This is a genomic window from Streptomyces sp. NPDC033966 (assembly GCF_055575955.1).
Map to the genome: position 1 here is coordinate 41,161 of NZ_JBVIRQ010000023.1, position 13,119 is coordinate 54,279.

Below are 13,119 nucleotides of genomic sequence, written 5' to 3' on the forward strand. Positions count from 1 at the left end.
AGACGGTTGCACGCCGTGACCGGTGACGGGCGCGGCGACACGGCCCGGGGAGCCGATCGGCCGCGTACGGGCACCCCGGGCCGTGCCTCCACGCGGCGGCACGGGGCGGCACGAGGCGGCCCCGACCGCGTCACGACCGGAAGGCGGCGGCGCGTGACACGGCGCGGACCTGTTCGTTGACCGGGCATGACTGCATTCCGGAAGATCATCTCTACCGTCGGAGCGGCCGCCGCGGCGGTCGGCGTCGTCTTCGCCTCGGGACCGCCCGCGGCCGCGGCCGGCAAGTGGTGCAACCACTCCGTCTGCATCGAGACGTACGACACGGGGACCTATCTGGGCAGGGTCGAGGTGTCGGTCACCAACACCAACCGGCCCAACAGGATTTCCGCGCGCGTGTGGACCACGAACGGATGGAGCGCCCGGACCAAGGCCGAGGACGTCGCCGCATTCCGCACCTACCGCGATCAGGCCTACCCCCAGCGCCACTTCCCGGCGGGCACCAGGCTGTGCGCGGAGGGCTTCCGCGGCGGAGCCAGCGTGGGCCTTCCCTGCGTGACGCTCACCGGCTGACCCGCACGGGCCGTCCCGGGTCGGGCCCGCCGATCAGACCCGCCGGTCAGACCCGCCGCCAGGCGGCCAGTGCCCACGAGAACAGGCCGAACAGGACCAGGCCCGCCGCCACCACCACCAGCAGCCACGGTCCCGCGGGGGTGTCGGCGAAGGCACGCAGGGTGTCGTCGACGCCCTTGGCCTTGGCCGGGTCGTACCGCAGGGCCGCGTAGAACGCGCAGCCGCCCGCCGCCGCGAACAGGGCGCCCCGGGCGAGGCCGCCCGCCACGCCGAGCACGTCGACGACACCGCTCAGCCATCCCGGCCGGGAGGGCAGCGCGAGGTCGTCGCGGAACTTCCGCCGTACCGCCGAGACCGCGATCACGACTCCGCCCACCACGATGCCGAGTCCCGCCAGGGCCACCAGCCAACGGCCGCCGGGCCACTCCAGGACGCTCGCGGTGGCGTCGCGCGACTGCTCGTCGCTGGACTTCCCGCCGCCCTGCCCGGCCGCGAAGGCGATGACGGACGCGCCGACCACGGCGTAGAACACCGCCCGGCAGGCCGCCGCCAGCCGTTTGCCGGTTTTGCGCCCGTCGGGCCCGGCGCCGCCGAAGACCACCTCCGACAGCCGCCACAAGGTCATCGCGACCAGGCCGGCCCCCACGGCCCAGATCATCACCCGGCCCAGGGGGCCGCCCGCCAGCCCGGCGAGCGCCCCCTGCCGGTCCGCCTGCTGTCCGGGGTCTTCGCCGAAGGCGATGCGCAGGGCGATCGCACCGACCAGGACGTACAGGACCCCGCGCGTGGCCAGTCCCGCCCGGGCCGCGACCACGATCCCGGTACGCGGCGCGCCGTCCTGGACGCGGGTCCCACCAGAAGTCGACTGCATGGCCACCTCTCCGGTCCCGGAGCGCCGGTGCGCTCCCTGTGGGACGTCTGCCCCGAACGGAGCGGTTGTCCCGGGGCAGCCGGAGGGGTGACGCTGTGTGGCGGGCGGCTCTACGGCCGGCGGGGGTCAGCGACCGAGCGCGCCGCGCAGGGTGATCCCGTAGCGGCTGCGCAGGCGCCGCACCTCCCAGACGGAGAGCGCGGTCACCGACAGGGGGCCGCCGAGGAGGAAGGTGTAGAGCACCTCCGGGGGCGCGGCGACGTCCGGGCCGTTGAAGACCTGGAAGGCGAACAGCGACCACACCAGCAGCGGCGAGAGCAGTGCCGGGAGCAGTTGGTGGACGTCCGAGGCGCGGAAGCAGGAGGCCACGCAGACGTAGGCGGCGAGGACCGTGTACGGGATGGAGGCGATCAGCAGGACGATGGCGGCCAGCCAGCCGACGATCAGGACGATGAAGCTGAACAGGGAGCAGAGGATGCCGCGGCCGAAGATCCCGGAGAAGAAGTCCGTCAGGTCGCTTCCGCTGACGAGGTCGCCCTTGACGGTGGTGAGGGACAGCCAGATCAGCGCGGGGCCCAGGGCGAGCGCCAGCATGTACACGATCGGCCCGATCAGGCGCCGGGTGAAGGCCCGGCGGCGGTCCGGGGTGCCGGCGACGAGGAAGGCGGTGATGCCGATGATGCTTCCCAGCAGCAGGATGGCGCAGGCGAGGCCGAGCTCGGCGAGTTTGCCGAGGACGAAATCCTGCCGGCCCGAACTCAGCGGATAGGCCAGGACGATCCACACGGCGGCGATCATGCCGAGGAGGGTGCGGATGACCTGCAGGGCGCCGATGAGGCGGTCGTCCGGCCGTTCGTCGGGTCCGGGGGCGTGGTCGCCCATGAAGGTGCGGAAGAACTCGTTCAGCGCGCCGAAGGGTCCTTCGGACGCGTCGCTGCCCACCTGTGGTCTGGTCGTGCTCACTTCTCGTCCCCCGGGTACCCGCGCGTGCTTCCCGCGGCGGGTGCACCCCGCCGCGAACGTCGAACACCCTAGCGGATCTTGAACTGTTGTCCGATCGCGGCCGGACGGCGGCTCATCGGGGCGCGGACGGTTCCGCCGGGGCCTCGGTCCTGGCCAGGGCCAGCACCCCGGCGCAGATCAGCGCCAGTCCCAGGAGCTGCGGGAGCAGCCACCAGTGGGCCCGCAGGTGCTCCTCGTACAGCAGGACCCCCAGCGCGATGCTGACGCCGGCGTCGCCGAGTGTCAGTGCCGGCTGCGAGGCGACCAAGGGGCCGCCCTGCACGGCGTGTTCGAGGAGCAGCAGGGCGCAGACGCCGCTCGCGCCGAAGGCGTACGTCTCCCAGGCCGTCAGGAACGCGCCGATGCCGCCGCCCTGGAGCAGGTGCACGGCGGACTTCATCAGCGCGGCCGTGAGCGCGTAGCAGACGGCGGTGGCGGCGCCGAGACACCCGGCCCGCATCCGGCCGGGCGGCCGCCGCAGCCCGGCGGCGGCCAGTACGGCCACCGCCGCCGCGCAGGCCGCCAGGGCCAGGACCCAGCGGTCGAACGGGACGTGGGTCCGGTTCCCGGCGGGCGCGGCGGCCACCAGCACGATCCCGAGTCCGGTCACGACCGCCGCCACGGCGAGCCAGAGCGCGCCCGGCAGCGGGCTGCGGGCCAGGAGCGAGGCGATCAGCAGGGCGAGCGGCAGCTCCAGCACGAACAGGGGCTGTACGAGGGCCAGGGCGCCCGTGGCGAGCGCGAGGGCCTGGCCGGCTCCGGCCGCGATCACCGCCAGGATCCCGCCGATCCACAGCGGCCGCCGCAGCAGGTCGAGGACGAGCCCGAACCGGAAGCCGTCACTCTGCGGCACGGTGAGCGAGGCCCGCCGCTGGAGGACCGTCGCGAGCGCGTTGCTGAACGCCGCGAACACCGCGAAGAGGACCGGCAGGAGGAAGCCCATGCTCCGATCCTCACCGCGCGGGAGCCTCCCCGCGCCGCCCGTTCCCCCGTACGGGGCCGCGGCCGCCCACCACGCCCCCACTCAAGTCAGCTGGCCGACTGACTATGGACGCGGCGCCCGGACATGGGTTACGTTTTTCTCAGTCAGCCAACTAACTCTTCCAGGAGTTCTCATGATCGTCGTAACGGGTGCCACGGGGAACGTCGGCCAGGAGCTCGTGCGGATCCTCGTCGACTCCGGCGAGCAGGTCACCGCCGTCTCCCGGCGGCCGGGTCGGCTTCCCGACGGCGTGCGGCACGTACGGGCCGACCTGGGCGATCCGCAGGCCCTCGGCCCCGCCCTCGCCGGGGCCGGGGCACTGTTCCTGCTCGTCGCCGGCGAGGACCCGCAGGGGATCCTCGGTCTCGCCCGGGCCGCCGGCGTGCGGCGCGTCGTACTCCTCTCCTCCCAGGGCGCCGGGACGCGGCCGGAGGTCTACCGCCACCCGGTGGCCTTCGAGGAGGCCGTACGGGGCTCGGGCCTCGAATGGACGGTCCTGCGGTCCGGCGGGCTGAACTCGAACGCCTTCGCCTGGGCCGGGTCCGTCCGGGCCGAGCGGACGGCCTCCGCGCCGTTCGGCGATGTCGGACTGCCCATGGTCGACCCGGCGGACGTCGCCGAGGTCGCGGCGGCCGTACTGCGCCACGGTGGCCACGCGGGCCGGACGTACGACCTCACCGGCCCCGCGCCGGTCACCCCGCGCGAGCGGGCCGCGGCGATCGGCGACGCCCTCGGCGCCCCCGTGCGGTTCATCGAGCAGACCCCCGCCGAGGCCCGCGCGCAGATGCTGGCCTTCATGCCCGAGCCGGTGGTGGAGGGCACCCTCGCCATCCTCGGCCGGCCGCTGCCCGCCGAGCTCGGGACGAGCCCGGACGTCGAGCGGGTCCTGGGCCGGGCGCCGCGCACCTTCGCACAGTGGGCCGCCCGCACCGCCCCCGCCTTCCGCTGACCCCGCCCCGCGGCCCCGTCACCGGGTACCTCGTCGTGACCCTGGCCGCCTTCTCCGCCGCGCTCTTCGCGGCGCGCGAGGCGGCGGTGATGGTGACGGTGCGTCAACCTTCCGTGGGCGCACGCGAGAAGGCCGGGCCGGCGGAGATCGGAACGTCGGGGACCGGTCGCCGTCGGCGGGGGTCGTCGGCGATGCTGTAGCCGCACAGCGCCGAGCTCCACCACCGACGTCCGAGGAGATCCATGGCCGACACCGTCAACTCACTTGCCGCCCGTCTTCACGAGCTGCTGGTGGCGCACCTGACCGGCAGTGCCGCATCAATGGCGCCGGAGCCGGACCTCCTCGCCTCCCTCGGGAGCCGGTTCCCCGGACTCCCCCCGCGCGTCGACGTCGCCGCGGGGCTTCAGGACGTCATCGCGCGCGCCACGGCGCTCGGCCCCGCCGGCGCCTGGCTCGTGGCCGCCGGCCACGCGAGCCTCGCCGGCATGGCCCTCGCACGCGGACAGGCGGAGCCGGTCCTCTTCCACCTCGACGCCGCGGTGACGGCCGGCTTCAACGACTGCGTGGCACTCCACGCCGGCCCCGTGCTCCCGCTGCACCACGATCCCCGCTTCCAGGCCCTGTACCGGCGGATACGCGTCACCGAGGGCGACCTCGACGAGTTCTTCTGGCTGCACCGGGAGATGCAGACCATGGTGAGGGACGCCCAGGACGCGACGGTCGACAACCTCGACCGCCTCGACACGGGGGTGTCGCTGCTCCCCCAGGCGCCCTTGCCGACCCGGGAACCCCACACCCCGGGCGTCCTGATCACCCGCATCGACCTCGCCGCGATCCAGACCGCGCTCCAGCAGGCCGCCGTGAAGGCGGAGTTCCAGCGCAGCTCCGGCAACACCGCCCTCAGCCTCATCGACGACACGTGGGACTACTCCCGCGCCCGGCGCGACGCCCGGCACGCCGACGACCTGGACTACCGGCGCCAGCGGTCCGCCGAGGCCCGGGCCTTCACCGAACGCCCCGGCGCCGGCGCCGCGCTCGTCCCCGGCCCGCCGCTGGGCTCCCTCGCCTACCCGGCCTGAGTCGGTCCCCGCCGGCGGGTGTACACCCGTACGCGGTGGAGTTTCCGACCGGACGGGTCCTGAGGCGGGTTCAGGTTCCGGGGCCGCCGGGCGGCGGCGCGAGGAGGAGTCGGGGCAGGGCCTCCGGGTGCTTCTCCGAGAGCCAGCCGATCAGCTGCTCCCGTACCGCGCAGCGGACCGTCCACAGGTCGTCGGCGTCCTTGGCCGTGACGATCGCGCGCACCACCATGGTCGAGGGCGTCGTCTCGGTGACGGCGACGTCCCAGCCGCGCCCGTCCCACTCCGGGCACCGGTCCAGGATCTCGTGCACCTTGCCGCGTATGAGGTCCACGGGGGCGGCGTGGTCGCAGTGGAGGAGGACCGTGCCGGTCATCTGGACGCCGCCCCGGGACCAGTTCTCGAAGGGGCGGGTGGTGAAGTACGAGACGGGCATGGTGATCCGGCGCTCGTCCCAGGTCCGGACGGCGAGGAAGGTCAGAGTGATGTCCTCCACCACACCCCATTCGCCGGCGACCACGACGGTGTCCCCGATGCGCACCATGTCTCCGAAGGCGATCTGGAACCCGGCGAAGAGGTTGCCCAGCGTCGACTGCGCGGCCACGCCCGCGACGATGCCGATGATCCCGGCGGAGGCGAGCACGGAGGTGCCCAGTGCGCGGAAGCTCGGGAAGGTCAGGAGCATCGCCGCGGCCGCGACGACGGCGACGACGGCGGTCACGACCCGCATGATCAGGGACACCTGGGTGCGGACCCGGCGGACCCTGGCCGGGTCGCGGGTGCCGGTCGCGTAGCGGGCGTAACCGGATTCGACGACGGCCGACGTCACGCCCACGACGAGCCAGGCACCGGCCCCGATCAGGGCGAGCGAGAGGGCCCGGCCGACGACGGCCTCGTTCTCCTGGAGCGGGCGCCACGCGGTCTGCCGGTGGGCCCCTCTGAGCAGCGCCGCCAGGAGCACGATCTGGAGGGCCGGCCGGCAGCGGCGCAGCGAGTTCCACAGGGGTGTCTCGGGGTGCCGCGCGGCGGCCCGGCGCAGCAGCAGGTCGACGGCCCAGCCGGCCGCACCGGTCAGCAGTATCGCGGCTCCCAGGACGGTCAGCGGGCGGACGGCGGCGTTCAATTCGGCTCCTCGGCGGTGTGGACGGGGCGGACGGCGACGGCCCGGATCTCCACGCCCCTGCCCCGACGAGGACGGCCGACACCCTCACGCTGCCGGGCCGGGGGTGCCGCATGGGTACCGCGAAGGGGGGTAGCCGGGCCCGTGGACGTCCTGACGGAGCGACCGGCACCGAGGGGTGCGGGGCTGCCGGGGACGGGGAAGGGGTGCACATGTCGCACGTCGAGGAGTACGTCGAGGTCAACGTCCCCCTGCGTACGGCCTACAACCAGTGGACGCAGTTCGAGGACTTCCCCGCCTTCATGGAGGGCGTCGAACGCGTCGAGCAGCGGACGGACACCCTCACGCACTGGGTGACGAACGTCAACGGTGTGCAGCGCGAGTTCGACGCGCGGATCACCGAGCAGCTCCCGGACCGGCGCGTCGCGTGGATGACGGTGGACGGGGAGGCCCGCCAGGCCGGGCTGGTCACCTTCCAGCCCATCGACGCGAGCACCACCAAGGTCGTGCTGCACATGAACTGGGTGCCCGACGGGCTGGCCGAGACCGCGGCCGACAAGCTCGGCTTCGTCAAGCGCCAGGTCGCCGGCGACCTGAAGCGGTTCAAGCTGTTCATCGAGGCGCGCGGCTTCGAGACGGGCGCCTGGCGGGGAGAGGTCTGACCGCGGCCGACACAAAGGCCCCGGTCTCCGTGAGGAGGCCGGGGCCTTGATCGAGCGCTGGGCAGGCCTTGCACCTGCATTCCCCCACGGGAAGTGGGGTGTCTTTCCTTGGACCACCAACGCATCGTCCCGTCCCCGCGTTCCGCGGCGGCGAGCTCGAGATCAACTATACGGCACGCGGCCGGGCGGTACGAACGGCCCGGCCGCGTGGCCGGACAGGGCCTAGCCGGCGCGTACGAGGTCCAGGACCTTGATGCCGAGCTCCAGCGCCTCGTCCGGTTCGCGGACGCACTGCTGGAGGTCGATGAAGCAGCTGTCGGCGCCCGTGTCCCGGATGCCGGCGAGGACCGCCGCGATCTCCTCGTACGGCATGCCCGGCTTGGCGTTGAAGCGGATGTTGCGGCGCAGGGCGTCGGGGTCGCGTCCGGCTTCCTCGGCGGCCCGCCGGGCGACGGCCCACAGTCCGGCGAGTGCCGCGGACGGAAGGACGGCGCCGACCCAGCCGTCCGCGCGGCGGCCCACCCTGCGCATCGCGGCGGGTGAGAAGCCGCCCAAGTAGAGGGGCGGGTGCGGGCGCTGGGCCGGTCGCAGGCCGACGTGGGCGCGCGGGATGCGCCAGTGCGGGCCCTCGTGCTCGAACTCCTCCTGGGTCCAGATGCCCTGGAGGATGTCGAGGATCTCGTCGAGCCGTTCGCCGCGCCGGCCGAAGTCGGCGTTGACGGCGGTGTATTCGTCGCGCAGCCAGCCGATCCCGAAGCCGGCGTCCAGTCTGCCGCCGCTCACCTGGTCCAGCGAGGTGAGGCTGCGCGCGAGCAACAGGGGCGGGTACCAGGGCGCGTTGAGGGTGCTCGTGCCGAGGCGGGCGCGGTGGGTCGCGGTGGCGGCGACGGTCAGGACGGTGAGCGGGTCGAGGAAGGTCCGGTACTCGGGCGGGTACGGGTTCTCGGGCGTGTGGCCCGGGTAGATGTCGCTGGGCTCGACCGGGGTCAGCGAGCGGTCCCCCACCCAGAGCGAGTCGAACCCGGCGTGCTCCGCGTCGCGCGCGAAGCCCGCGATGCGGGCGGCCTGCGCGTGGGTGCCGTACTGGGGCAGTGCGATGCCTATCTCCATGGCCCCATCGTCGACGCGGGGCGGGCGCGGGACCCAAGGGCGCCACACGTGACACGTGACACAACGGCCTTGGCCCGAGGTGGCCGTTCCCCGCCGCCACGGCACCCGATCGGGCGGCTCCGGTCACCCTGGGCGCCGTAACACGCCGTTGGTCAGGTGAATGCCGGGCATGAAGGCCCTGGAGGCGGTGTGATCCTGCTTCGACGTTCCGTCATCGACCTTGGAGTGACATGCGTATTCGAACTGCGATCGCCGCCACCGTCCTGGCCGCGGCCGGCATCCTCGGCGCCGGCGGTTCCGCCGTCGCCGACTCCCACGCCGAGGGCTACGCCGTCGGCTCGCCGGGCGTGCTGTCCGGCAACGTCGTCCAGGTGCCGATCCACGCCCAGCTCAACGTGTGCGGCAACTCCATCAACATCATCGGCCTGCTCAACCCGGCGGCCGCCAACACCTGCATCAACGCCTGACCAGGGCGCGGCGCCGGCCGCGTCGCCGCCTGCGGGCGGCCCCCTCGCACCCCGCCCGGGGTGCGAGGGGATACCTTGTTCCTCCAGGTCAAGAGGGGGAACAGTGATGTCGCACAACGCGGGCTGGGGACAGCACCCGCAGCCGCCCGTGCCCCAGTGGGGAGGCGGCTGGATCCAGCCGCCCCCGCAGCCGGGGGTCATACCCCTGCGGCCGCTCGGCGCGGGTGAGATGGTCGGCGGCGCCTTCAGGGCCTTCCGCCAGTACTGGAAGCCGCTGGTCGGCGTCATGCTCGCGGTGCAGGGCGCCGGATTCCTGCTGGTGACGGCGGCGATCGTGATCGGCGTCGTGGCGGCGAGCGCCAGCTTCTCCGAGGTCTTCGACATCGACCCGGGGTCGCAGCCCGACAGCGCGGACGTGGCGACCGTGTTCCTGGCCCTGCTGCCGGGGGGCGTGATCCTGCTGCTCGTGATGCTGTTGGGCACCGCCGCGATCGGCGCCCTGTGCCCCGCGGTGGTGCAGGAGGCCGTGCTCGGCCGCTCCGCGACCTTCCGTGCCATGTGGCGCCGCAGCTGGTCCCGGCTGCCTTCGGTGCTCGGCGCCGTCTCGCTGATCGGGCTGATCGCGGGCGGGCCGATCCTCCTGATCTACGCGATCGGCTTCCCGTTGGCGATCATGTCCTGGGACGGTTCCGGCCCGCCGGCCGGCGTGTTCCTGCTGATCCCGGCGGTCTTCGCGTGGATGCCCGTGGCGGCCTGGCTCGCGACCCGGTTCAGCCTCGCGCCCGCCGCGGTGGTGTTCGAGGGTCTGCGCCCCGTGGCCGCGCTGCGGCGGTCGGCCCGCCTGGTCAGTGGCAGCTGGTGGCGCGTCTTCGGCGTCACGCTGCTCGCGTACGTCGTGGGGATGGCCGGGGGTTACGCCATCCAGCTGCCGTTCGGCTTCGTCGGCGTCCTCGCGCTCTTCCCCGCCCTGCTGGACTCGGGATCGGGCGACGCGGCGCCCGCCACGATGGTCCTCGGGGTCGTCGTGTACGCGGTCTGCCTGCTGGCCGGCGTCGTGGTCAGCGCCCTCTTCCAGCTGGGGTACCCGCAGCTGGTGGTCTCCCTGCTCTACGTCGACCAGCGGATGCGCAACGAGAACCTCGCGCCGGCGCTGATCACGGCCGCCTACCCCGACCGGACGCCGGGCCCGGACCCCACGTCACCCTGACGGGCGCCCCGGGCCGACGGCGTGCGAGCCGGGTCAGCGCGCCGCGCCGAAGTCCTGCGTCCAGTACTGGCCCGGCTGGGCGAGGCCGATGCCGATCTCCTTGTACGAGCAGTCGAGGATGTTCCGCTTGTGGCCCGGGCTGTTCATCCAGCCCTCCATGACCTTTTCGGGGGTGCTGTACCCGTAGGCGACGTTCTCGCCGTACGTCCGCCACTCGTAGCCCGCGCGGGTGATGCGCTGGCCGGCGTCGGACCCGTCGGACCCGGTGTGGGACATGTTGCTGTGCGCGGCCATGTCGGCGCTGTGGTCCTGCGCTGCCTTGGTGAGCTTCTCGTTGACGGTGAGAGCCGGGCAGCCGGCGGCGGCACGCGCCTGGTTGACGAGTTCGAGGACCTTGGTCTGCGCGTCGGAGAGCGCCCCGGAGGCCTGCGGCGCGGCGGGGGCGGCGGGCTCGACGGAGGACTCCACCGGCTCCCGCCGGGGCTGCTGCGGCTGCGGGCGCGCGGGCGGCGCGGCCTCCAGGACCGGCTCGGCCGGCTGTTCGGCGGGCTGTTCCGCGGCGGGCTCTACGGGCGCCGCCGCATCGGCGTCGGGCAGCGCGGGCGCGCCGGCCGGGACCGGGGCCTGCTCCGGGAGGGGGGCCCCGGACGCGTCGAAGGGGACCTCCAGCTGGGCCGCGGCGGGGCGGGCCCGGCCGGTGTCCTGGGTGTCCAGGCAGGCCATGGCGGCGGTGGGGAGGCCCACGACGGCCAGCGCGCCGACGGCGACCGCTATTTTCCTGTAGTGCGTCTTCTTACGGTGCTTCTTCATGCGGGACCTCACTCGGTGATCGCGAAGCTCCCGGCGCCGGACCGCTGGGGCGCCGGAGGAGTCGCCATTCTTAGAAGGGCCGCAGGGGCATGGCAAGCCGGCGCGGGCCGGATGCACGAGTGCCCCGGGCTCCGGCTTGAAAGGGCGGGAAGATCGTGCATGACCTCCGCACGGGCCCGTCCCGGCGCAGCTGACGCGCCGCTAGAACCGCCTCTCATCAGGAACGTTGGCGGCGATGAAATGGGAGCCCCAAATTCCGTTTCTGGCGGAGTGCGGCATGTCAACGCCAAACAGGGACAAATAGCGAAATGTGCGCCCGCTGTCCGTGGCGGTGGGGCCCGCCGGGCCGGCGAGGACCGTGTGTCGCATGTCACGAAACCGCGGAGCCCCGCACACCGTCGGCAGGACGGTGTGCGGGGCTCCGCGGTGAGCGGTCCGTGGTGCGTCAGAAGGAGCTCTTCGACGCGCTGACGACGACGCACTCCTTGTACTCGCTGCCGTTGCCCTTGCCCGTGTAAAGGGTGGTGGCCTCGGCCGGCTGGGACGCGCCCGCCTTGACCTTCAGGCTGCTCACCATGGCCGTGGCGGGGATCGCGTTCGAGGTCGCGTCGCCGCGGAACTTCATGGTGATGTTGTACGTGTAGTCCAGGGAACTGCTGTTGGTGACGGTGAGCTTGGCGACCAGGTTCTTGCCGGAGCTGTCCAGCTTGCACCCGTCGATACGGATGTCGCGCTCGGCCTTGTCCCTCGAACCGCCCGTGACGGAGCCGGTGGTGGTGCTGGAGTTCGTTCCGCTGCTGGTGCCGGTGCTGGTGCTGCCGGTGGTGCCGCTGCTGTCGGTGCTGCCGCTGGTGCTGCCGCCACTGGTGCTGCTGGAGCCCGAGTGGGAGCTGGAGCCGTGGCTGCTGCCACCGCCGCAGCTGGCACCGTGCGAGCCACGGGCTCCGGTCAGTGCGACGACGGCGATACCGAATACTGCGACCGCGCGGACATGGCGAAGTTTCACGTTCGAACCCCGTTGAAATATCAGTGAGCAGGAGGGCCCGCCTTGACGGGCGCACGTCACCCTACAGCGGAGGGGAGGGTGGTCCGGACACCCTTCGGCACCGTGGCGCGTCCGCGCGGGGTGCCGGTCCCCAAGTCGGAGCGGGGGTCCGCACTTTGACGGTCACGGAATGGACACGCCGCGCACGGCACATCCGCACCGGAGGAACACATCACCCCCACGCCACGCTCCTCGCCCCGACGGGGCGCGGCCCGCGGCGATGCGTGTCAGGGTGAACACGAGGAATCCGCATCCCCGGCCCCGAGGAGTCACCCGTCATGGGCGGTACGAAGGACAAGCGCCAGGAGCCCGGCGAACCGCGCGAGGAACGCGGGCGCCCGCAGCCGCCCAGCCAGGACCCCGTACACCCCGAGCCCATCACTCCGGCCCGCAGCAGGCGGGCCGAGCAGAAGGGGCGGCGGCGCGACGAGCGGAAGCACCCGGACGGCGACGGCTCCTGAGCGAGCACGGCGGGCCGGCCGGGCCGGCCCGGCGTCGCGCGGGCAGGCGTGGACGATCGCCACCGGCGGGCCCGGGGGGTCCGCGCGTCGCCCGGCACGCATCACGGGAGCACCGTACGCGCGCCCGGCCTCCCCTCACCCGGCGGCCGGCCGGCTCCGCCACCGTTCCTGCGGCGGCGGGTCGTCGTCGGGCCACAGGCCGATCATGTCCAGCAGGGCCTCCAGGTCCTCCGCCCCGATGGCGCGCGAGGCGACCGCACGGCGGGCGGCGGCCCGGTCCACGGCGCCCGGCCGGGCCGGCAGCGCCGGCTCGTCACATCCGAAGGGATCCTTCATACGACCGATGCCACCACGCTCCCGCCGGATCCGCAGCTCCCACTGCTCCCATCGGCCGCCGCGGCCGGACGGCCCTTCAGGGTGACCCGGACATCCACCCGGCCGGGGCCGGGCACGGACCTCCCCGACGGGCGGCTCCGCCTGGAGGAGACGTGGACGTGGGGGTCCCAGGAGGACAGCGGCACCAGCGTGGTCGAGCAGCAGCCCGGTACGAGGGAGAGCCAGATCATCCCCGGCGGGTAGGCTGCCGGGCGGGGCGGGGCCGTAGCGCAGGGGTCGTCGCGCGCGGTCTCCAACACCGTGAGGACGCCGGTTCGAATCCGGTCGGTCCCGCCTCCCGTCCCTCCCCCCGGGCGTGTGGTCCGTCCGGTTGGTCACGCGGCCGTGGTCTGTCCTTGCGCGGCCTGGAGCTTCTTCTGGCGGGTGGCGGCGCCCGAGCCGCGGTGGAGAC

Annotated in this window: 17 protein-coding genes and 1 tRNA gene; 10 read left to right on the forward strand and 8 right to left on the reverse strand. The window is 73.5% G+C overall.

Annotated features, from left to right (window positions below; all coding sequences use genetic code 11):
• Nucleotides 1-186: 186 nt before the first annotated feature.
• Nucleotides 187-570: a hypothetical protein gene (locus ACZ518_RS36885; RefSeq protein ID WP_469117404.1), complete on the forward strand. Its 384-nt coding sequence runs from the start codon at nt 187-189 to the stop codon at nt 568-570.
• Nucleotides 571-616: 46 nt separating this feature from the next.
• Here the strand turns inward: ACZ518_RS36885 and ACZ518_RS36890 are convergent, their stop codons facing one another.
• The 3 genes from ACZ518_RS36890 to ACZ518_RS36900 form a co-directional block, all read right to left on the reverse strand.
• Nucleotides 617-1,441: a DUF1206 domain-containing protein gene (locus ACZ518_RS36890; protein WP_469117405.1), complete on the reverse strand. Its 825-nt coding sequence runs from the start codon at nt 1,439-1,441 to the stop codon at nt 617-619.
• 126 nt (nt 1,442-1,567) lie between these two features.
• Complete coding sequence (locus ACZ518_RS36895) at nt 1,568-2,404, reverse strand: hypothetical protein (RefSeq protein ID WP_469117406.1); 837 nt, start codon at nt 2,402-2,404, stop codon at nt 1,568-1,570.
• A 112-nt stretch (nt 2,405-2,516) separates the two neighbouring features.
• Nucleotides 2,517-3,386 carry a DMT family transporter gene (locus ACZ518_RS36900; RefSeq protein ID WP_469117407.1) on the reverse strand — a complete coding sequence of 290 codons (870 nt, stop codon included), beginning with the start codon at nt 3,384-3,386 and terminating at the stop codon, nt 2,517-2,519.
• 172 nt (nt 3,387-3,558) lie between these two features.
• Here ACZ518_RS36900 and ACZ518_RS36905 point away from each other — a divergent pair, with 172 nt between their 5' ends.
• The 3 genes from ACZ518_RS36905 to ACZ518_RS36915 are packed head-to-tail and all read left to right on the forward strand — an operon-like array spanning nt 3,559 to nt 5,453.
• Entirely contained in the window at nt 3,559-4,374 is an 816-nt protein-coding gene (locus ACZ518_RS36905; RefSeq protein ID WP_469117408.1) for an NAD(P)H-binding protein, read from the forward strand.
• 35 nt (nt 4,375-4,409) lie between these two features.
• Nucleotides 4,410-4,574 carry a hypothetical protein gene (locus tag ACZ518_RS36910; protein WP_469117409.1) on the forward strand — a complete coding sequence of 55 codons (165 nt, stop codon included), beginning with the start codon at nt 4,410-4,412 and terminating at the stop codon, nt 4,572-4,574.
• Between the two features lie 42 nt (nt 4,575-4,616).
• Nucleotides 4,617-5,453, forward strand: coding sequence for a hypothetical protein (locus ACZ518_RS36915; protein ID WP_469117410.1), 837 nt, complete (start codon nt 4,617-4,619; stop codon nt 5,451-5,453).
• A 70-nt stretch (nt 5,454-5,523) separates the two neighbouring features.
• Here ACZ518_RS36915 and ACZ518_RS36920 read toward each other — a convergent pair whose 3' ends face one another.
• Complete coding sequence (locus ACZ518_RS36920; RefSeq protein WP_469117411.1) at nt 5,524-6,573, reverse strand: mechanosensitive ion channel family protein; 1,050 nt, start codon at nt 6,571-6,573, stop codon at nt 5,524-5,526.
• A gap of 209 nt (nt 6,574-6,782) precedes the next feature.
• Between ACZ518_RS36920 and ACZ518_RS36925 the strand changes: the two genes are divergently transcribed.
• Nucleotides 6,783-7,232, forward strand: coding sequence for an SRPBCC family protein (locus ACZ518_RS36925; protein ID WP_469117412.1), 450 nt, complete (start codon nt 6,783-6,785; stop codon nt 7,230-7,232).
• A gap of 222 nt (nt 7,233-7,454) precedes the next feature.
• Here the strand turns inward: ACZ518_RS36925 and ACZ518_RS36930 are convergent, their stop codons facing one another.
• On the reverse strand, nt 7,455-8,342 hold the full coding sequence (locus ACZ518_RS36930) for a TIGR03619 family F420-dependent LLM class oxidoreductase (RefSeq protein ID WP_469117413.1): 888 nt from the start codon (nt 8,340-8,342) through the stop codon (nt 7,455-7,457).
• 230 nt (nt 8,343-8,572) lie between these two features.
• Between ACZ518_RS36930 and ACZ518_RS36935 the strand changes: the two genes are divergently transcribed.
• On the forward strand, nt 8,573-8,809 hold the full coding sequence (locus ACZ518_RS36935) for a chaplin (RefSeq protein ID WP_469117414.1): 237 nt from the start codon (nt 8,573-8,575) through the stop codon (nt 8,807-8,809).
• A 106-nt stretch (nt 8,810-8,915) separates the two neighbouring features.
• Complete coding sequence (locus ACZ518_RS36940) at nt 8,916-10,016, forward strand: hypothetical protein (protein ID WP_469117415.1); 1,101 nt, start codon at nt 8,916-8,918, stop codon at nt 10,014-10,016.
• A gap of 33 nt (nt 10,017-10,049) precedes the next feature.
• Here ACZ518_RS36940 and ACZ518_RS36945 read toward each other — a convergent pair whose 3' ends face one another.
• The gene (locus tag ACZ518_RS36945) at nt 10,050-10,826 is read right to left on the reverse strand and encodes a CAP domain-containing protein (protein ID WP_469117416.1); all 777 of its coding nucleotides are present in this window, start codon (nt 10,824-10,826) and stop codon (nt 10,050-10,052) included.
• Between the two features lie 445 nt (nt 10,827-11,271).
• A complete protein-coding gene (locus ACZ518_RS36950) occupies nt 11,272-11,832 on the reverse strand; it encodes a hypothetical protein (RefSeq protein ID WP_469117417.1) in 561 nt (186 codons plus the stop codon).
• A 317-nt stretch (nt 11,833-12,149) separates the two neighbouring features.
• Here ACZ518_RS36950 and ACZ518_RS36955 point away from each other — a divergent pair, with 317 nt between their 5' ends.
• Nucleotides 12,150-12,332 carry a hypothetical protein gene (locus ACZ518_RS36955; protein ID WP_469117418.1) on the forward strand — a complete coding sequence of 61 codons (183 nt, stop codon included), beginning with the start codon at nt 12,150-12,152 and terminating at the stop codon, nt 12,330-12,332.
• Between the two features lie 135 nt (nt 12,333-12,467).
• Here the strand turns inward: ACZ518_RS36955 and ACZ518_RS36960 are convergent, their stop codons facing one another.
• The gene (locus tag ACZ518_RS36960; protein ID WP_469117419.1) at nt 12,468-12,668 is read right to left on the reverse strand and encodes a hypothetical protein; all 201 of its coding nucleotides are present in this window, start codon (nt 12,666-12,668) and stop codon (nt 12,468-12,470) included.
• Between the two features lie 81 nt (nt 12,669-12,749).
• On the opposite strand from ACZ518_RS36960, the gene ACZ518_RS36965 reads away from it, so the two are divergent.
• Together ACZ518_RS36965 and ACZ518_RS36970 are read left to right on the forward strand one after the other, a co-directional pair.
• Complete coding sequence (locus ACZ518_RS36965; RefSeq protein WP_469117422.1) at nt 12,750-12,911, forward strand: hypothetical protein; 162 nt, start codon at nt 12,750-12,752, stop codon at nt 12,909-12,911.
• Nucleotides 12,912-12,926: 15 nt separating this feature from the next.
• Nucleotides 12,927-13,001, forward strand: a tRNA-Trp gene (locus tag ACZ518_RS36970).
• Nucleotides 13,002-13,119 lie beyond the last annotated feature (118 nt).